General features: G+C 34.4%; 13 protein-coding genes. 7 read left to right on the top strand and 6 right to left on the bottom strand.

What is annotated here, in order from left to right; translation table 11 throughout:
* Positions 1 to 7: 7 nt before the first annotated feature.
* From ACIGAM_RS05060 to ACIGAM_RS05070, 3 genes are read left to right on the top strand one after another with little or no spacing between them, the layout of a single operon-like run.
* Positions 8 to 1,642 carry a RagB/SusD family nutrient uptake outer membrane protein gene (locus ACIGAM_RS05060; protein ID WP_396510371.1) on the top strand — a complete coding sequence of 545 codons (1,635 nt, stop codon included), beginning with the start codon at positions 8 to 10 and terminating at the stop codon, positions 1,640 to 1,642.
* A 31-nt stretch (positions 1,643 to 1,673) separates the two neighbouring features.
* Entirely contained in the window at positions 1,674 to 3,038 is a 1,365-nt protein-coding gene (locus ACIGAM_RS05065; protein ID WP_396510372.1) for a glycan-binding surface protein, read from the top strand.
* Between the two features lie 16 nt (positions 3,039 to 3,054).
* Complete coding sequence (locus ACIGAM_RS05070; RefSeq protein WP_396510373.1) at positions 3,055 to 5,238, top strand: endo-1,4-beta-xylanase; 2,184 nt, start codon at positions 3,055 to 3,057, stop codon at positions 5,236 to 5,238.
* A gap of 222 nt (positions 5,239 to 5,460) precedes the next feature.
* On the opposite strand, the gene ACIGAM_RS05075 is transcribed toward ACIGAM_RS05070, so the two are convergent.
* Positions 5,461 to 9,579 carry a two-component regulator propeller domain-containing protein gene (locus ACIGAM_RS05075; RefSeq protein WP_396510374.1) on the bottom strand — a complete coding sequence of 1,373 codons (4,119 nt, stop codon included), beginning with the start codon at positions 9,577 to 9,579 and terminating at the stop codon, positions 5,461 to 5,463.
* 411 nt (positions 9,580 to 9,990) lie between these two features.
* Here ACIGAM_RS05075 and ACIGAM_RS05080 point away from each other — a divergent pair, with 411 nt between their 5' ends.
* The 3 genes from ACIGAM_RS05080 (at position 9,991) to ACIGAM_RS05090 (ending at position 12,537) form a co-directional block, all read left to right on the top strand.
* Positions 9,991 to 11,874: a PAS domain S-box protein gene (locus ACIGAM_RS05080; RefSeq protein ID WP_396510375.1), complete on the top strand. Its 1,884-nt coding sequence runs from the start codon at positions 9,991 to 9,993 to the stop codon at positions 11,872 to 11,874.
* Positions 11,875 to 11,886: 12 nt separating this feature from the next.
* Entirely contained in the window at positions 11,887 to 12,249 is a 363-nt protein-coding gene (locus ACIGAM_RS05085) for a response regulator (RefSeq protein ID WP_396510376.1), read from the top strand.
* A 150-nt stretch (positions 12,250 to 12,399) separates the two neighbouring features.
* Entirely contained in the window at positions 12,400 to 12,537 is a 138-nt protein-coding gene (locus ACIGAM_RS05090) for a hypothetical protein (protein ID WP_396510377.1), read from the top strand.
* 57 nt (positions 12,538 to 12,594) lie between these two features.
* On the opposite strand, the gene ACIGAM_RS05095 is transcribed toward ACIGAM_RS05090, so the two are convergent.
* The 5 genes from ACIGAM_RS05095 to sbnA form a co-directional block, all read right to left on the bottom strand.
* On the bottom strand, positions 12,595 to 14,736 hold the full coding sequence (locus tag ACIGAM_RS05095; protein WP_396510378.1) for a catalase: 2,142 nt from the start codon (positions 14,734 to 14,736) through the stop codon (positions 12,595 to 12,597).
* A gap of 271 nt (positions 14,737 to 15,007) precedes the next feature.
* Positions 15,008 to 15,427: a hypothetical protein gene (locus ACIGAM_RS05100; RefSeq protein ID WP_396510379.1), complete on the bottom strand. Its 420-nt coding sequence runs from the start codon at positions 15,425 to 15,427 to the stop codon at positions 15,008 to 15,010.
* Positions 15,428 to 15,484: 57 nt separating this feature from the next.
* Positions 15,485 to 16,903 carry a Y4yA family PLP-dependent enzyme gene (locus tag ACIGAM_RS05105; protein ID WP_396510380.1) on the bottom strand — a complete coding sequence of 473 codons (1,419 nt, stop codon included), beginning with the start codon at positions 16,901 to 16,903 and terminating at the stop codon, positions 15,485 to 15,487.
* A gap of 1 nt (position 16,904) precedes the next feature.
* On the bottom strand, positions 16,905 to 18,662 hold the full coding sequence (locus tag ACIGAM_RS05110) for an FAD/NAD(P)-binding protein (protein WP_396510381.1): 1,758 nt from the start codon (positions 18,660 to 18,662) through the stop codon (positions 16,905 to 16,907).
* Positions 18,662 to 19,642 (bottom strand): 2,3-diaminopropionate biosynthesis protein SbnA, encoded by a 981-nt coding sequence (sbnA, locus tag ACIGAM_RS05115; protein ID WP_396510382.1) that lies wholly within the window; start codon positions 19,640 to 19,642, stop codon positions 18,662 to 18,664. Before sbnA ends, ACIGAM_RS05110 begins: the two co-directional genes overlap by 1 nt.
* Positions 19,643 to 19,842: 200 nt before the next feature.
* Between sbnA and ACIGAM_RS05120 the strand changes: the two genes are divergently transcribed.
* Positions 19,843 to 20,379, top strand: a complete 537-nt coding sequence (locus ACIGAM_RS05120) for a DUF421 domain-containing protein (protein WP_396510383.1) — start codon at positions 19,843 to 19,845, stop codon at positions 20,377 to 20,379.
* The last annotated feature ends 4 nt before the right edge of the window (positions 20,380 to 20,383 follow it).

Here is a 20,383-nt window from a genome sequence, read left to right on the forward strand (position 1 = left end):
AAATACTATGCGAACACATACCTTAATTTATACGTTTTTAATTACCGCTCTGGCACTTAGTATTTCTGGCTGTAGCGATGATCTGGAGATAGAACCTAATGATCAGATTGCAAAAGAAAATTTCTTTCAGTCTGAAGAAGATTTTAGAGCTGCTACTGCACCCTTATACAATCGCGTTTGGTTTTCATTTAATGATAAATTCTATTTTGGTTTGGGAGACGGGCGTTCTTATAATCTTTATGCGCCATTTTCAGATTATATCTATCCGTTTAGCGATTTAACTGAAACAGGACTAACCGGACCTTTAGTTGAAGCCTGGAGATCATTTTATATTGTAATTCAGCAGTCCAATAATACGATTGAAGCCATAGAAGGCAGTAGTGTTGAAGAAGAATTAAAAACGCAATATATCGCCGAAGCTCGCTTTATGAGGGGCGCTGCATACTGGTATATCGCCTCGTTGTGGGGTGATGCTATTATCGCTACCAGTCAGGCAGATATCATTAGCAATCCTATTGTGAATAAAAGTCCGCGTTCTGATGTGTATGAGTTTGCAATACGCGATATGGAGTATGCTGCTAAGTTTTTACCAGAACAAGCCGGTCAAGCCGGAAGAGTAACAAAATACAGTGCCTTTGGGATGTTATCACGTTTATATCTGTCTTATGCAGGTCTAAGCGATAATGCAAATAGTGGAAACAGAAATCAACAACTACTTGACCTGGCTAAACAAGCTGCGGCAAAAGTAATTGAAGAAGGACCGTATACCTTATTAGATGACTATGAAGATCTCTTTAAAGTCGAAAATAATAATAATTCAGAATCACTTTTTGCATTGCAATGGGTTCCTAACGGAGAGTATGGTGTAAATAATCCGCATCAGGCATTCTTTGCCTTAGGTTCAGAAATTACAGGTGATGATGCTGCTTATGGTTTTTTTACTCGAGCGTCTTATGATGTATTAGAAGAGTATGAAGCTAGAGATTTGCGTCGCAAAGTAACTTGGATGGCAGATGGAGATTTTTATCCCGAGTTGAGCAAAGCTAATGGCGGGTATCTTGTAGATCACGAGAATACGTATGTGAATGTAAAAAAAGGAGTTGTAGGTTCTACTAAAGATAATCCTAGTATTTCACGACAAAATTCTGCTTTAAATACCTATATGTTACGCTTGGGTGAGGTGTATTTAAATTATGCAGAAGCTGCGTTGGGCAACAATGCTTCAACTACAGATGCAACTGCTTTAATGTATGTAAATGCATTGCGTACCAGAGCGGGTCTCTCCTCAAAAACATCTTTAACATTTAATGATTTGTTTCACGAGCGTAGAGTTGAACTGTGTATGGAAGGGCAATTCTGGTATGATATCGTGCGTAGAGCCTATTACAAAGAGCAAGAAATGATCAACTATATAAGTGCTCAGGATCGTGATGTAGTTGTGCCATTTACATATGATGAAGAAAAGAACGAAGCAAATATAGATGATACGCGTGACCCGGAATCTCGTGCTATAGGTGTGGTTGATGAAGGCATTTTTTTATTACCATATCCTGAATCTGAAGTGGTTCAAAATCCGCTATTGAGAGAAGCTGCTGTTCCTTATGAATTTACTGAAGAACGTATTACAGACTTATTTGAATAATACATTAGAAATAACTAAAACTAGTTTACAGATGAAAGACATATTAATAAAAAATTTGGATAGGAGCTTAGCCCGGTTTTTTGGGGCATTCTTGTTCTTTTTAATTCTTGCAAGTTGTTCTAATGATGACGATGCAACGGGAGGAGAGATAACCGTAAGTGCGGTTTTTCTTCAAGATGTAAATTCTGCAGTACCAGACCGTCAGGTAGAATTTGTAAGATTAGGACAATTATTACGCATAGAAGGTTCTGGATTTACAGGGCTTAAACGCGTATTTATAAATGGTTATCAAACTGGTTTCAATCCGGTTTATGTATCAGATACCTCGATGCTTGTTCGGGTTTCGGGTGATACCCCTACGGTAGAAGCAGCAGATGAGGTACGCAATACGATACGTTTTGTAAAAGACAATTCAGAAAAGATTATTGAATTTGAAATTAGATCTTCTGCACCTCAAATAAATCGTATTTCGCATACAATGCCAAAGCCGGGTGAAGAAATCACGGTATATGGTTCTGGTTTAATTGAAGTTACAAAAGTTGTTTTTCCGGGAGACGTTGAGGTTACAAACGGAATAATATTTGACGAAGTAGATGGTGAGTTTTTTACGGTAACTATGCCTGAAGGTGTAGCGACCTCAGGAGGCTCTATTTATATAGAGTCTGCAAATGGTGCAGCCTATTCTCCTGCATATTTCAATTTTAAAGAAGGTGTGATTCTCAACTTTGATGGTATGGGAGGTATTGGTGAATTTGGAAACACCATTCGCACAGCTCAATTAGAATCTGAAGTAATAGGTGAAGGTAATACGTCACAAGGTACTTATGTACCGCATCGTCCCGAAGGAAAAGGAACGTTTCCGGCAGGTTCAAATCGTTTATCTGAAGTATTTACAACAGGGGGCGAAAGCTGGCGCACGCAATTCACACCCTTTTTTCCAACAACTACTCCATTAGAAGAGCTGGCTTTTCAATTTGATATTTATGTTCCGAAAGCGTGGAACAGCGGTGTTTTACAAATTTTACTCATCAATAATTTTAATGGTGGTGAATGGAATGGCGGAACTTATAATTATGTGCCGTGGATTGTAGATGAGGAGCGTGAACCTTTTATGACTGAAGGCTGGACCACGGTTACCGTACCGTTTACAGATTTCTACAATTATGAAGCTGAAGATACAGAATTCACTTTTGCAGACCTGCTGGCATTCCGTGAAGCGGCAACATTTAAAAATTTTGGGATGTTTTTTAATAACACAGATGTTTTGCTGAGTAATGTAACTAGAAGTCCCAGTGATGTAGAATTTGCTGCCACACCTACATATGTGGATATATATACAGACAATTGGAGAATTGTATCTCTAGAAGTACCTACGGTTACAGATTTTCCTGAATAACATAAAAAATAAAGCGATGAAAAACTTAAAATTAATACCGGCATTCCTAATTTTTGTAGGGTTGATGTCCTCTTGTGAGGATAGTATTATGGACTGGGAAGAAGTACCGGAAGAGAATCAAATTACCACTGCAGAATTACCACTTGAACTTGCAGAGAAAATAAGTCGATATGAGCCACTTAAGACCTACACAGACTTTGTTTTAGGTGTTGGTATCGTTATGGATCTATATGTGAACGACGCGGCTTATAGAGCTCTGGTAAATGAAAATTATGATGATGCAACGGTAGGTTACGCGATGAAGCATGGTGCGATGGTTAACAATCAGGGACAGATTAATTTTGGCCCGGTAGATAATTTTATCGCATTAACTAATGAAGCCGGTCTTGATGTATATGGGCATACATTAGTTTGGCATGCAAATCAAAACGCAAATTATCTTAATAGTTTAATAGCCCCAACCATAATTCCCGGTACCAGTGGAGGCAATATTCTAGATTTATCTAGCCTTAAGGATGGAAGTCTTACCGGCTGGGGAAAAAATGGCACTGTTACAGTTGCAGCAGACGAAGGGCTTGCAGCAGGATCACAAGCAGTAAAGTTTGAAGCGGCAACTCCGGCTAATTATTACGATTTACAGTTTAGATCTCCATTAAATACCGGTATTATAGCCGGGCATACGTATGAGATTTCTTTTTATGTGCGATCAGATAATAGCGGAAACGGTAAAGTTACCTTTAGAGGTTTAGACAATAATTATCCTTATAAAGATTGGTATGGTTCTGGCGCCTCAGATAATTTTGCAACAACCTCAGAATGGAAACAAGTAAAATTTACAGTAAGTGATTTTAAAACTGAAGGTGGCCAATTACAACCTTTTGGAATAGATTTTAATTTCGGGTATGGGTCTAATGTTAATTATTATGTAGATGTAAATACGCTGAGTCTTGTAGATCTTGATGCAGAAACTGAAGTGGTAAATTTAATAACCAATAGTGATTTTGAAAATGCCTCCTTAAACCCGTGGAGTGGTTATGGCAACGGATCGTCCCGTTCTGTATCTGCACAGGGAGCAGGGTATAGTAGTGATTATGCGATGGTATTAACAAATCCTGTAGTTGCCAATTCGTACTCGGCTCAGCAAGTTTTTGAATTTCCGACATCTTTAGAAAGTGGTGTAGCGCATACCATCTCATTCTACATAAAATCTGATGTAGCAGCATCTCTAGAAGTAGAATTACAGAGTCCAGATTATTCTGCAGATTATTCGGGAGCTATTAATACAACTACAAACTGGACGCAAGTGGTACGCACCCTAACCCCAAGTAAAGCAGATCGTAAGAAGTTTATATTTGATTTTGGGGCTTCTGCAGCAACATTCTATATTGATGATATAGTACTTACTACCGGTGAAGTCGCGGCAGGTTCAGAGACTATTATCATCGAAAAAACTGACGAAGAAAAAGCAGAATTGATAGGGGACGCAATGGAAAATTGGATGTCTCAAATGCTTACACATTATAAAGCAGATGTTCACGCGTGGGATGTTGTTAATGAGCCTATGAAAGAAGGAGGTAGCTTGCGTGACGGTAATGTTACAGATCCTGCAAATGATGATTTCTACTGGGTAAAATATTTAGGAAAAGACTATGCAGTAACAGCATTTAAACTGGCGAGACAGTATGGTAATTCTGATGATGTTCTGTTTATAAACGATTATAATCTGGAGTCTAGTTTAGCAAAATTAGATGGTCTTATAGAGTATACAAATTATATAGAAAGTCAGGGAGCTGAGGTTGACGGTATAGGTACACAAATGCATATTTCTCTAAATACAAGCAGAGACAATATTGTACAGATGTTTCAAAAATTAGCTGCTAGTGGTAAACTGATTAAGGTTAGCGAATTAGACGTGCGATTAGGTACCGCATCACCTACTATGCAACAGTTGTTAGACCAGTCTGCTATGTATCAATTTGTAGTAGATTCTTTCCGTGAGATTATACCTGCATCACAGCAATATGGGATCACCTTATGGAATTTATCTGATAAGGCTAATGAACATGAATTCTGGCTACCGGAGGAGTCTCCTAATGTATTTGACACCAACTTTGGTAGAAAACCGGCATATAAAGGTGTGGCTGATGGTCTAGCAGGAAGAGATGTTAGTGAAGATTTTAGTGGCGAACTTGTAGATTAACTCATTTATCTGAATTTACAATTAGCAACGAAAATGAGGGCGAAAGCCCTCATTTTTTTATTCTATATATTACCCTAATTTATATATCAACTAAACCTAGATGTGTATTGTGGTTACTCTATTCTAAAAAATATATTTTAAGCTGTAGCATCTGTATCATAAAGCTTTTTTGTAAATCAATTATAATATTGCACTGCGTGAATTGTACTTTTATAATTAGCTCTAATCCTTTTTGATTTCAGTAGGAAGTATCCCAAAGTGTGCTTTGAAGCATTTTGAGAAATAGGAAGGGGAGGAAAAGCCTACATTAAAACTAATCTCACTTATAGAGTTATTGCTTTCTTCAATTAATTTCTTAGCGCGCTCAAGACGTAAATTGCGTATAAACTCATTAGCCGTTAAACCGGTAAGTGCTTTTATTTTTCGGTAAAGCTGACTTCTACTTAAACTAAATTCATCTGCAAGTTTTTCTACATTAAGTTCAGACTCATTTATATTTTCCTGTATATAGGCAATTATTTTTAGTATAAACTGTTGATCTAAGGATACCGGATTTGTGACTGGTTTTACCGGGACTACGTTGCCAATAAATTTTTTAAATAGTAATTCTCTGTTTTTAACTAATTGCTTGAGATGTGATTGCATTACCGCCATATTAAAAGGTTTGTTGAGGTAAGCATCTGCCCCAGAATCTAAACCTTCTATCCAGTCGTCTGCCATTGCTTTAGCAGTGAGCATAAGCACCGGGATATGACTTGTTTTAAGATCACTTTTGAGGTGTGAACATAAGGTGACGCCGTTCATCTTTGGCATAATTACATCGGTTATTATTATGTCTGGGGTGCTCTCGATAGCTTTTTTTAATCCTTCCTCACCATCTTCAGCCTCGAGAATAGTATAGTTTTCCGCAAGTTCGGTGACCAGATATTTTCTAAGTTCAGGATTGTCTTCTACAATCAAAAGAGTTTTTTTATCTGTATAGCTTTCTACTTCAATAGCTGAAACGGTTTCTTGAATCTGATTTGTAAATTCTGCTTTACCAAAGGGAAGTTCAATGCGGTCTGTAGAATCATAATGCTCTTCACTTATGGGAATTAAAATTCTAAATTTTGTACCTACACCTATTTCACTTTCCACATAAATTTCTCCCTTATGCAGATTTACAAAGCTGCTCACAACTTCAAGGCCTATACCGGTTCCTCCAAAATATTGCTCGTTTAATTCTTTTATTTGATAAAAGCGGTCGAAGATTTTTTCCAGTTCATCTGTAGCGATTCCTTTACCAGTGTCTTCGATGCTTATTTCTAGAGCTTCGGTAGGAGTATTAGGTATACGTTTAAAGATATATTTCTTTTTTAAACTAACATGAAGCGTTATAATGCCATTATTAGATGTACTCTTAAAAGCATTTGAAAGAATATTAAAAATTATTTTTTCGAGTTTATTTTTATCTGCCCAAATAGATTTTAAATCATTTCTAATTTCTAGTGATAACACAATATTACGTTGATGTGCCTCTTCATGAAAGTAATCGAGTATTTCGGAAACTAATGTCCTGATATCAAATTCTGAAACGTGTAATGGAATTTTATTAAACTGAAGCTTTCTAAAGTCCATCAACTCGTCAATAAGTCGTTTTAAGCGTGTAGTATTTTTATGAATTATGCGGTGTTTATTCTTTAGTTTTTCGGGAACCGAAGCATCTTTTAAAATAGCGTCTAACGGACTTAGTATAAGTGTTAATGGCGTTCTAAACTCGTGTGATATATTTGTAAAAAATTGAATTTTCTTAGCGTTGAGGGCTTCTTCCTGAAGATGATTTTTGCGTTCTTGTTCAATAGCTCGTTTAGCCTTTAATCGCGCATTAATGAAGTTATAAATAATGTATGATGTGGCAATTAATAAAAATAAATACGATACAAATGCCAGGTTACTAAACCACCAGGGGCGCAGAACAGTTATGCGAAGCTTAACAATGTCATCGCTCCATATACCATCACTGTTAGCTGCTTTTACGTTAAAAATATAATTTCCAGAAGGAAGATTTGTGTAGGTGGCACTTCTCGTGTTTTGAACGTAATTCCAGTTATCTTCAAAACCTTCTAAGTAATATGCAAACTGAATATTTTCGGGTCTTGTAAAGTCTATCGCCGCATAATCTATGGTAAAAACTGACTGTTCATGATTAAAGGTTACTTTATTAGTTTGTGAAATAACCCTGTCTAAAACCGATTTTTTTGTACCTGGCTTCACAGATGCATTAAAGAGTTTTAGATCACTTAAGTAAACCGAAGGGGTATTTCTATTTACGGGTAGTTCTTTTGGATTAAAATAATTTACACCTTCATACGAGCCAAAATAAATTTGACCATTCTCATCTTTATAGGCTGCACCATTAAAGTCATTAGCCAGTAAACCATCTGTAGTTGAGTAACTTTTGAGAATATTTTTATTTTTATCTATATGGGTTAAACCGTTGTTTCCGGCAATCCATAAAAAACCAGACTCATCTTCAATAACTTTAGAAACCGTTATCTTGTTAAAACCTTTAGCTAGTTCTACCCAAGAGAAAGTATTTGTGTTCATCTCATATTTACTTAATCCCGCAAGGTCTGTACCTATCCAAATATTTTTAGAAGAGTCTTCATAAATTTCTATAACTAGACTTTTAGGATTCTTAGAGCCACCGTCTTTGTATAATTGTGCTGTAAGATTTTCTAAGGCGTAGTTATTATCTGTGGTTTTAAATTTATACAAACCTGCATTTCCACCTATCCAGAGATTATCTTCACTATCAACATAGACTTTACGAACGTCACTATAATTCAGGTTGTTTTCCTTAAATATTTTCTGGTTATAATTCGAGAATTCTTTTGTATATGGGTTAAAAGAATGAATACCGTGCGAGAATGTACCTATCCAGATAATGCCTTTAGAATCTTCAGAGAAGCTAGAAACTCTATTTGAACTTAGTTTTCCGTTTGTATTTGAGATGGTATAATTAATAAATTTTTTAGAATCTTTTTCTAAAGCATAAATGCCATAATCCCAGGTTCCTACCCATAAAGTTCCTTTACTGTCCTTAAACAAAGTTTGCACATCTGCAGACCTAAGACCCGTAGCTATTGTGTTTTCAGTATCTAATAAATGCGTAAATATGTTGCTCTTAGTATCGTAAACATCTATGCCGCCACCATCTATACCCAGCCATAATCTATCTAATTCATCTTTTTGAATACCTGTAACCGAGCTTGATTGTAATGAATTAGGGTAATTGGGTTTGCTTTCTAGATCTTTAAATTTATCGTAGAATCTGTCAAATACGCCTACACCATTGTTATAATATCCTATCCAAATGCGCTCTTGATTATCAAGAAATAATGACCAGATTGAATTAGATTTAATACCGGTGTCCTTAAATTTAGTATTGTAATAATGGTTAAGTAGTTCCCCATTAGGACTGAGTTCAAATAAACCATCGTTTTCTGTGCCACATAAAATGGTATTTCGGGGTGTATTCAATAATGATAAAACGCGTTTAGATGTAATAGGAAACTCTTTAATTACAAATCTTCCGTTCTCATTTTTGTCAATTTTAATTAAACCCTGATTAATTGTTCCCAGCCAAATATTTCCTTTATGATCTACCTGCATGGTTTTGATAGCGTTCTTTACAGAAACTTTACCCTTTAAAGTATTAATAGAGAATGGCTTTATGAGCTGGTTTGCAACGTCTAGCTCAAAAACGCCTAGATTAGTTCCTAACAAATAGCGGTTATCAAAAGAGGCTAGACTATTTATAAGTAAATTATTTATTTGTTTTAAGCCTGCAGTTTTGAAAGCTTTACTCGTATAATTATGACTATTTACCTCAAAGAGCCCGTGTTGATGTGTACCTACCAGAATAGAACCATCCTCATGTTCTAAAATGGCCTGTACCGAAATCATACCAGAGCCAAGATTCTCAATTAGTGGTATGCGTTTAAAATTATCCTGGTCTCTATTATATACATTGAGACCCGTTTCTGTAGCGACCCAGACTTTATTTTGACTATCTACATAGGTGGCGTGTATAAGCGAATTACTGAGACTCGTAGAATCTTGTGAGCTAAATTGATAAGGTGTATAATCAATTCCATTATATTTATTTAATCCCAGACCATTAGTTCCTAACCAAATAAACCCCTGTTGATCCTGAGCAATTGTAGATACAGCCCGTTGGGTTATGTTATTCTTAAGTTGAGTGAAGTCGTATGCAGGGTAGTCTTTAATTTGTGAAAAGCAGGTGCCTAAGAATGTAAAAAATAAAATTAAAAGCAGCGATATGGGTTTAATTTTCAAATTTATAAGGTGTTTTATAGGAAAGTTAACGAGTAATACTTTGTAATGACACTTAAATATACCGCTTATTATTTAGTATTAAAACAGGTAGTTGGAGATAAACAATTCAGTAAAAAAATAGAATAATTAGATGTGAGATAATTGAGAATAAAATTTTATAAATTGCATTTCATCTAACTTATTGTCTGGTTTATCCTAATTAAAATATTATAGTTTAGTTTTAAAGTACTTAAATGATTAAATTATAATTACAAACCAAATTTGCCTTCTCAAAAATATATCAGTATTCTGATATACAGATCATTAATTTTTTGTGTCATAAATTCTATACAGATATTAATGCATTGTTTTAAATTGTTTTTATATTTAGTAGGAAGTAGCTTACGAATTTGACGTTTTAAGGTCTGGCTTATGCAAAAATTACAGGATAAAGAATCTCAACGGTTAAAGAGTGTCAACTCTTACCTATTTGTAGAAGATGCGCGTAAAGAAGATTTTGATCAGATAGCAAAAGTTGCTTCAATATTAAGTGGCGCACCTTCTGTACTTATAAGTTTTATGGAAGAGCATCGACATAATTTTATTTCTAACTATGGTATAGATTTAAAAGAGGTGCCGCGTGAGGAAGCATTTTGCGAGTTTTTATTGAAAAATTGCAACCAACCATTAATCGTAGAAAATACCAATATTGACCCTCGTTTTTCTAAAAATAAATATGTAACCGGATATCCCCACATAAAATTTTACGCGGGTTTTCCCATCATTAATGAGGAGAATTTTATTCTGGGTACTTTATGTGTAATAGATCATAAAGAACGACAATTGTCTGATCAGCAATTTGAAGGATTAAAAAGTTTGGCGAATCAGATTCTACAAATTTTTGAATTACAGAAAAAGACTAGAGACTTAGAGATTAGTAAAGCACTATTTAAAGATAAATCAGAGCGGTTTTCTAATATTATTGAAGCTTCAAATGTGGGAACCTGGGAATGGAATTTGAATACAGGTAACGTAATCTATAATGATAAACTCGCTGAAATACTCGGTTATGAATTAGATGAGCTAAAGCCGGTAACTAAGGATTCATTATACAGTAGAATACATAAAAATGACATTAAAAATTTTCAAAAGACCTTATCAGAATATTTTAATGGAATGACTAACTTTTATTCATGTGAATACAGGTTAAGACATAAAAATGGTTCTTGGGTTTGGATACTAGATCGCGGTAGAATAGTAAAGTGGAATGACGACGATGTACCGTTATTAATGTTTGGAACGCATTCTGACATAACAGAACGTAAACTGGCAACGCAGAAAGTTACATTTACTAACAGGCGACTTAAGATTGCTCAGAGAATAGCCAGGTTAGGATATTGGGAGTTAGATAAAAGGACTAAAAATACGTACTGGTCAAATCAAATTTATAAAATTTGGAATCTTCCCGATGACAGCGAAATTTTCAATATTGATTATATTATAAAAACGATACATCCTGAAGATGTTGAAAGTTTTAAAGCAAATTTTTTTAACGAGCAATCTATTGATGAAAATAACTTTTACTTTAGAATAGTGTTTGAGGATAGCAGTTTTAAATGGATTCGCTGTACCACAACCAATAAGGGTCATAATTCTAAGCGTATTGAAGGTACCTTTCAAGATGTTACTTTTCAAAAATTATTAAAATTATCTTTAGTAGCCTCAGAAAAACGCAATAGTGATCTATTTCAATTAATGCCCATACCTTGTTGGGTTTATAACTTAAATACACTACAAATAATTCAGGTAAATAAAGCTGCTATTAAAAATTATGGGTATTCAAGAGAAGAATTTTTGAATATGACCATTAAGGAAATGCGTCCTGAAGAAGAGATAAAAAAATTAATAGAAGTAGTAGAACACACTAAAAAGAATATAGATGTTCGAAAAGTAGGAGGTTATCTACACAAGAAAAAAGATGGAAGTATTTTTAAAGTAGAAGTGCATAGTAATCAATTAAGTACTGAAACAGATCCTTTAAGGGTTGTTATGGCTGTAGATATATCTGAAACTTTAGAGCATATACAAGAAATTGAAGATAAGAATAGACGTTTACAGGAGATAGCTCGCGTTCAATCACACGTGGTACGCGCACCTTTAGCAAAAATGATGGGAATTGTAGAGCTTGTTAATGAAGAATTACCCTTAGATGCAGATGATAATAAAATGTTTTTAAACGAATTTTTAAATTCGGCGGTAGAGCTTGATGAGATTATTAGATCTATATCAAAAAAGGCATCTTTGTTAACAGAGTAAAATCATCACTTAATGAATAGAGAAATTTTTATAATTGATGATGATAAAGTCATTTGTCTTATTCATAAACACGTGATAGTTAATGTACATAATGAGGTGCCTAAAATATTTATAGATGCCGAGGAGGCATTATTATGTATATCTCAAGTGTCAGATACTATAAGTATTTTATTTTATTTAGATATAAATATGCCACAATTAGATGGTTGGGATTTTATTGAAAAACTCAACAGTTTTGAAAATTCTAACCGATTTTCAGTGATATTGGTTACTTCATCTGTTGATCTAGCAGATAAAAATAGAGCTGAACAATATGAACTTGTAAAAGGATATATTGAAAAACCACTAACCAAAGCAAAATTGATTTCACTTTGAGTTTATACATATATTAATACTAATTAGAATCTAATAATAGGAAAAAATTAAGAAGATTTCAATTCTTAAAAAGTAACTTTTGGTTGATTTATAAGTGATTGAGAATTGTTTAAATCTCAATCTAATAAAACTAATTCAAATCTTAAAATTATGAGTAAAGACGATAAAGAGACCAAGAACGACAAGAAAGAGAAAAAAAGCAATATTGATAAAGGCCCTTTAAAGGATAAGCACGTTAATCAATATGGTGATCAAGACGACAATAAAGATAAGAAACGCGGCGCTTAATAAATTTAAGCGATAAAAAAAAGGCTGCCATTTGGCAGCCTATTTTTTACTTGTATTCTATACCGGTACGCTGGCGGCAACCTCCATACGATCCCAATTTCTATGTTGCGCAATGGCTTTTACAAAATCTTCAGGTTTAGCATTTACAAAAACAGCTTTATCATCCTTATAATCTTTGATATAACTATTTTTAATAAGATCTTCCCCCTCATTACAAACCGCAATTGCTTTACAATGTTTAAAAGCTTCACTAATAAACTTGCCGTATTTCCCGGTTTTCAATAGTGAATCTATAGACTTTTTACCACCCGGAACAAAAACTGCATCAAATAAAACACTTTCTGTTGTCATAATTGCTGCTGCGACTTTATGTTCCATTTGTTCATCACACATGATTTTTCCTCCGTGAGGCGCAATAATTTTAACCATAGCACCACCTTTCTCTAGAGCATCTTTATACGGTTTGAAATCTTTCATAGAGAAACCATCTGCGGCCAAAACAGCAATCTGTCTCGTAGCTATACTTTCAAATTTTGTATTTGCCTGGCTCAACGCTTTGTCTTCTTTTAAATATTCTTTTTTTGCTTTAGGTTGAAAATTTTCAACTTCTGCATCTGCACCTATCGCTTGATTTATAGGTTGCTCAATTTCCTTAGGGATTTCTAATCCTAAGCCATCGGCAACTTTCTCAGCTAAATCAGTATCTATTTGATTAATTAACCACAGCATACGCTCTTTAATGTACTGGTGTTCACATTTACCTAATTCAAAGGTATAGGCATCAGCTACATGTTCTTTTTCCCAAGTAGCTAAACTTCTGTAAAATAATGCCGGTTGTGAGAAGTGATCGCTAAAGCTATCACTACGAGAGCGTATTTTGCGAGCATCTATGCGCTCTTCATATGAGGTAAAACCACCATCTGCCATTTTTGCAAGATGTGGGCAACCCATAGTTAATGAGTTTGGAAAATATGCCGTTTGACCTTTCGGTATTTCTGTTTGCATATGCCCGTCACGCTGGTTGTTGTGAGAAGGTACAATAGGTCTGTTAATTGGGATTTGATGAAAGTTAGGACTTCCTAAACGAGAAAGTTGCGTATCTCTATACGAGAATAAGCGACCTTGCAAAAGCGGATCGTTAGTAAAATCTATTCCCGGAACAATATGACCCGGTAGGAATGCAACCTGCTCTGTTTCTGCAAAGAAATTTTCAGGATTTTTATTAAGTGTCATTTTACCTATGATCTCAACAGGAACCATATCTTCAGGAATTAACTTGGTAGGATCTAACAAGTCAAAATCATATTTATGTTCATCTTCTTCAGGAACAACCTGAATACCAAATTCCCACTCTGGGTATTGACCTGCTTCAATAGCGTCCCATAAATCTCTTCGATGAAAATCTGCATCTGCGCCATTAATTTTTACTGCCTCATCCCAGGTTACCGAATGCACTCCCAAAACTGGTTTCCAATGGAATTTAACGAAATGTGATTTACCTTCTTTATTAATAAACCTAAAGGTATGTATCCCAAAACCTTCCATCATACGCAAACTACGCGGGATGGCACGGTCACTCATTACCCAGATGTGATTGTGCAAGGTTTCTGTTGCGTGCGATACAAAATCATAAAAAGTATCATGTGCAGAAGCTGCCTGCGGGATTTCTTTATTAGGTTCTGGTTTAACAGAATGAATTAAATCAGGAAATTTCATCGCATCCTGTATGAAAAAAATAGGCATATTATTACCTACAAGATCCCATGTGCCTTCTTCATTATAAAATTTAACTGCAAAACCGCGTACATCGCGTGCAAGGTCAGGAGATCCTTTAGAACCGGCAACTGTAGAAAAACGTACGAATACAGGCGTTTTTCTTTTTGTATCTGTAAATAATCCTGCTTTTGTATAATTTTCAATACTCTTATATAGCTCAAAATAACCGTGAGCAGCGCTACCACGTGCATGAACAATACGTTCTGGAATGCGCTCGTGATCAAAACTGGTTATTTTCTCACGCAATAAAAAATCTTCGAGTAGTGTGGCTCCGCGTTCCCCAGCTTTTAGTGAATTATTAGTGTCATTTACTTTTAAACCTTGATTAGTAGTCAAAGTAGTACCCTTCATTTCTTTAGTATGCTCAGCAAGTTGATCAATTTTGTTGAAGGTGACTTGCTCTTTTTTTGGTTGTTTGGCCATGATAAAAATATTAGGTTAGTTTAGAAACCTAAAATTAATACCTGCGTTAAATAATTATTACAAGGAAAGGTTAAAGTATAGTTTAAGGTTAATTAAAATAATCTTAAACTATATTAAGGATTAACTAGATTATGATGTCTAATTATTAAAAAAAATAAATTTATTAGGTTTTCAAGCTAATATAAGCGGTGTTTAAACATAAAATGTGAAATTATATTGAATTATGCCGTAAATTAAAAATTATACTTAAGCTTAATTATATTATTTAAAATTATAATAAGTAATTTATACAATAGAGAGCTGTATAACAAAATACGATATGAACACCTAATAGATTTAGATAGTACCAGCTTAATTTGAGTTCATCTGGCTTAAAGAGAATTTTAAATAAAGTATGCCACATAAAAATGCCAAGTATACCTTCAATTATTCCTATGAGCAGGCCATTAGCTAAACTATTTTCTGGAAGAAACTTAAGGATAAAAAGTTGAAGATATAAAAATCCTATACCTGTCATATAATGCAAAATCCAACCTAAAGGTCTAAATGTAGTTTTGGATTGAAATAAAACGACATTTAACCAATAGGGCTCAATGAGATTTTTTTTAACAAGAAGCGTCAGCAAATAACTAAAAGCCGTCATTGCTAGTGTGCTAATACCCGAAATTATTAGAATGCTAATTATATTCATGATCAAGTTTTATTAAATCAACTCGTTCTAAGCAAATTAGGCTACAGGTTTTAAAACTTATTCGCCTTTAAAATCTTCAGGCAGATAGCGTTCTTTGCTTTCTGAAATTGAAAGATTTTTAGCTTGTTCAAAAAGATGCGCTTCGGTTTCAAAAAAGTGCATCATATAACCAGCAGTATTTACAAAAGTTATGGTGTCGCCTATTTCTGGTAACTGTGATAACTTTATTTTTCGTTTTAAAAGGACGTCTCGCTCGAGACAGTAGGCTCCTGTAAAATAAACTGAAACAGGAGTAGCATCAGAATCTGGATTTTTAAAAGTTGCGAAAGGATCTAATAAAAAATCTGCGCTAGAACTTTTTAATTGAGACATATTCATTTCTAGACCTATCAAATGATTTCCGCGAGCATCTATTTTACGATGTGCTACCCTTGCCGATGTTATTCCTACTTGATTGAGTAAGCTTCTGCCTGGCTCTAATCGCAATTCTATACTAAGTGTTTCCAGGCGTTGATAAACAGTTCTGCTTTCCGCATTTGTTACATCAAGAATCTCCTTTAAAAAACTTGCTTTTGAGTTCTCATTGTAATAGGGATATGTCGCAAGATTACCTTCTATAACACCATTTCTATTTATGTAGCCAAGACCGTCGTTATTGTAAGTGAGTGCATCACGGTTTTCTAAAACAGCCTCTTTAAGTTCGTGCTTAAAGGCATTCCATTCATTTTGATGTTTTAGATAGTTCATTAAAATACCACCACCTATATCAATAAAAGAAAGTGGAAATGTAGCTTGTAAAGCTTCTATTAAATCTAAAGTTTGATGTAGCGCTTCGCCACGCTGAGCTGTACTATACCCATCTAGGTGAAAGTGAAAACCGTCTACTTTGAAGAGGTGTTTATTATCTTTATTAAAATACGATACCATCAAATCGTGAACCTGATCTATATCAAAACCAAACCGACTCATCAACTTCTTACCCTCGTACATAAAGCCTGAAATACGAATGCCTATATGCGCTTGTATATTCAATCTTTCAGAAATTTTTGCTACTTGGTCAAGTTCGTCTTGATTGTCTATTACGAGCAAAACCTGATTTTTAATTGCGACTTTTAAAAGTTGATTATTTTTTATAGCAGCAGTAGAAATCAACTTTGCAGGATCTACATTTAGATCTAAACATTGTTGCATCTCTTGTAAACTGGCAGTATCAACGCCAATACCGTTTTCTACAGCAGCTTGTATTAGATTTTGAAATTTATTTGCCTTACGCGCAAAAAAGATTCTACTCTTAAATTTATACGTACCCAAAATATCCTGATATTCTTTTATATTATCTACAAAAGAGGATAAACTGTGAATATTAATAGGCGAATTATAAGTCTCAAATAACGCTTCCTGAAGTTTAAAATCGGTTATAATTTTAAACATCCATTCTGAAGTTATAGGCTCTAATTTTGGTAAACTATTTTCCATTTTAAAAGGTTATGCAGTTGTTTGTGTTTATAAGCTTCGCAACTGTATTTTTAGCCCATTGCGTGGCAGTATCATTATGTTTTCGCGAAAGCGTATCATTATCAAAAAGTGTTTCTTCGGTAGGAGTACCATAAAGTACGATTGATTTTACAAGTGCTCCTGAAGAATTAATTGGATGCCCGTGTCGAGTACATTTAAGTTCATTATAATTCTCTGATTTTTTTTCGAAAGAAAATAAATTAGCTGTTGATGAATTAAATAATGTAGAAGAATTATTAGAAAATCCTCGTGGAAGTCTGGCATCGACTAAATAATCAATTTCTGTTTTTTTATTTGGAAGAGATAGTGTCGCATATTTAGTTTTCTGCTCAATAGATGGACTTCTTGAAAATGAAAAATCTAAAATTTCGGCATCTGCAAGTGCAATCATTTTTGCAATATTTATTAGTGGAGGCCCATAAGAAACCCGATTAAATAAACCAAAATAGGTTTGCTGAAAACATTTTTTAGAGTCTCTTGTAAGTAAATCCTGACTATATAAATAATTAAAATCATCAGATAAAAAACGCCACGTAGTAGCAGCAGCTACAAACGGACTTTTATCTTTTTGATTTTCTTTTAACCAGAATTGCCAGTATGATTTTACTGCGTGATGTTGGCCCTTAGTTATATTTAGTTTAGGAAACAATAAATCTTCGGCAGTAAATTTTTCTATTTCAGGAAAGTGATTGTGAAAATCTGTAACAACCTGCTGAAATTGAGCATAGCTTAAATTAGGGTCAAATTCAAAATTATTTAATTCAAAAAGAATATGATAAAACGAGGCTGTAATATCTTGCTTTATTACGGGTAAAACTTCAGATTCAAAATTAAATTGAAGGTTGTCTTGCTTACACCTTTCTACAAATTTTTTGAAATAAAAGCTAGTTTGTTTCAACTTGGTAGTATGCATCCCACGAGGAATAATAGGAACAGCAGATCTTGAAAAAGGTAAAATTACTTTTGGTTCAAGACCGCTTTTTAAGTATGTCAGTTGGTTAGTATTAATCGCCTTAAAATAGCCAGACCTTCCTTCGGTCATACCTAAAATTGTATCAATTGCAGTAAGGCCAATTCCTTTTATAGCTACTGAAGATTGCGACTGTATATGCTTTAATTTTTCGGTGAAAGGGTATACAAATGGTATTGTAAATTCATCTGCTTCTGCGCTTTGTAATTTACTGGAAATCGCAGGAGAATGCCCCGTTGTTATTAATAGAGCGTCAAACGCAATATTTTCTAATAGCTTGTTTTTTGTATGTAATAGATAATTAGAATCTTTTTCTTCAATAAACTCCACCTTTGCGACGTGCTTTTCTACAGCAATATTAGAATTTGATAAGGAGCAAATTTGTTTAAAGTAATGACTTAAATACAAACCCACATCTTTTCGTGGCGCTATTTGTATATCTTCAAATGCTACCGAATTTCCTGTTTCTTTAGAGCGCCATTCTGAGAAAGAGCAAATAGGTAAAATAGGATCAGGGCTAGAAATTGGATTTAGCGAAATATATTTATTGGGATAATTCATCAATAAATAATCCGGTTGATTTATATCATACACCCAGCCCGTGGCAAATGCTTCAGATTCATTAAATAAATGAATGGTAACGTTAGGGATTTCAGGCTGTTCATGCAAAGTCGCGATAAGCCGTTCAAAACCGTAAAAACCTTTAGGGCCAAAACCTACAACCCCTATATTAAAATTAGAGCGAGCCATTAGCCAAGTTTTTTAGCAACCCACTCATCATTATAAATTGTATCTACATAGCGTTCTCCACGATCGCAAAGAATCAATACGCATTTACTGTTTTTAGGCAGTTTAGGTACTAATTTTAAAAAAGCTGAAGTTACTGCACCAGAAGAACCGCCTGCCATAATACTTTCGGTCTCAAGAAGTTTTTTACACCCCGTCACACACTCCATGTCTGAAATATGAAAGACATCATCAATAAGATTTTTATCTAAAAATTGAGATGGCAATCCTGCACCGTGACCCGGTATAAAACGTTCTTTAGGCTTATTGCCAAAAATCACACTACCCTGAGCATCAACCGCGATGAGTTTTGTTGGAAGGTTTTTCTCTTTAATATAAGCAGCACAACCCATTAAGGTACCGCAGGTGCTTGTTGCAGAAAACACATAATCTGCATCAGGTAAATTGTGTGCAATCTCAGACATTGTCTGAAAATGAGCCTTTGGGTTTGCTTTATTTCCGTATTGATTTGTCCAAACAGAATCTTCTATTTCTTCCAATAACTCTTGTACGCGATTAAGTCTGGCTCCTAAATACCCACCATCTTCAGAAGGCTTTTCTACGATATCAACTTTTACACCGTATGCTTTTAAAATTTTTAGGGTGTGACCATTTGCTTTAGGATCTACAACAATTACTAAAGGTATATTGTAATAACCACATACTTGTGCCAGACCTATAGCCATATTCCCGCTGCTACTTTCAATAAGCGTTGTATTAGGTGTTATATCACCTTTTTTAATGCCTTCTTCAATGATACTTAAAGAAGTACGGTCTTTTATACTACCGCCGGGATTTGCCATTTCTAGCTTTCCATAAACATCAACACCTGTTAGAGTTGATAGCTGTTTTAAATGTACTAAAGGTGTATTACCTACAGTACTTAATATAGAGTCAAATTGATTTGTTGTAATAGGTCTTGGAGAAGTGAGTGTCGCATTCATAATAGTAGTGATGGTTGTTTATAAATACCTATTGATTGAGATTTAATTCAAATCTATATGATTATCAATCTCAGTTTATTTACAATAACAATATTTAACAGCTACTCGTTAAAAAAAGATAAAGTTAAACAGGAAATTATGGATACTCGATTTCATTATTTTAATTTGAATAAAACTAACCAATATTAAATATATAATCTATGGAAACCTGGACATTTGCTTCAGCCTCAATACTAGCTAAAGTACTAATCTCTTTGCTCGTAATCTTTTCAATCATAATATTAATAACACGTATTAGCGGTCTTAGAACTTTTGCAAAAATGTCTAGTTTTGACTTTGCATCTACCATTGCAATAGGTTCTATACTTGCAACTGTGGTGATGAATACAAACCAGTCGCTACTTAAGGGAGCTATTGCTTTAGGCGGTATTATTCTATTTCAAACATTTTTTTCATTTGTAGTGCGAAAGTCTAAAACAATGAATAAAATCTTGACTAATGCTCCTATGATGCTTATGTATGAAGGGAAAATACTGTACGAGAATTTAAACAAAACAAACGTAGGTGAAGATGATCTAATCGCAAAATTACGCGAATCTAATGCCTTACAGTTGTCTGAAGTGCGCGCGGTAATTTTAGAATCTACTGGCGATATGTCTGTTTTACATAGTTCTGATAAGTCTACTCTTGATATGAAAATTTTGCAGGGAGTTGAAGGAATACCTGAGTATGTTTAAATTT

It is taken from the genome of Leeuwenhoekiella sp. NPDC079379 (genome assembly GCF_044542075.1).
GTDB lineage: Bacteria > Bacteroidota > Bacteroidia > Flavobacteriales > Flavobacteriaceae > Leeuwenhoekiella.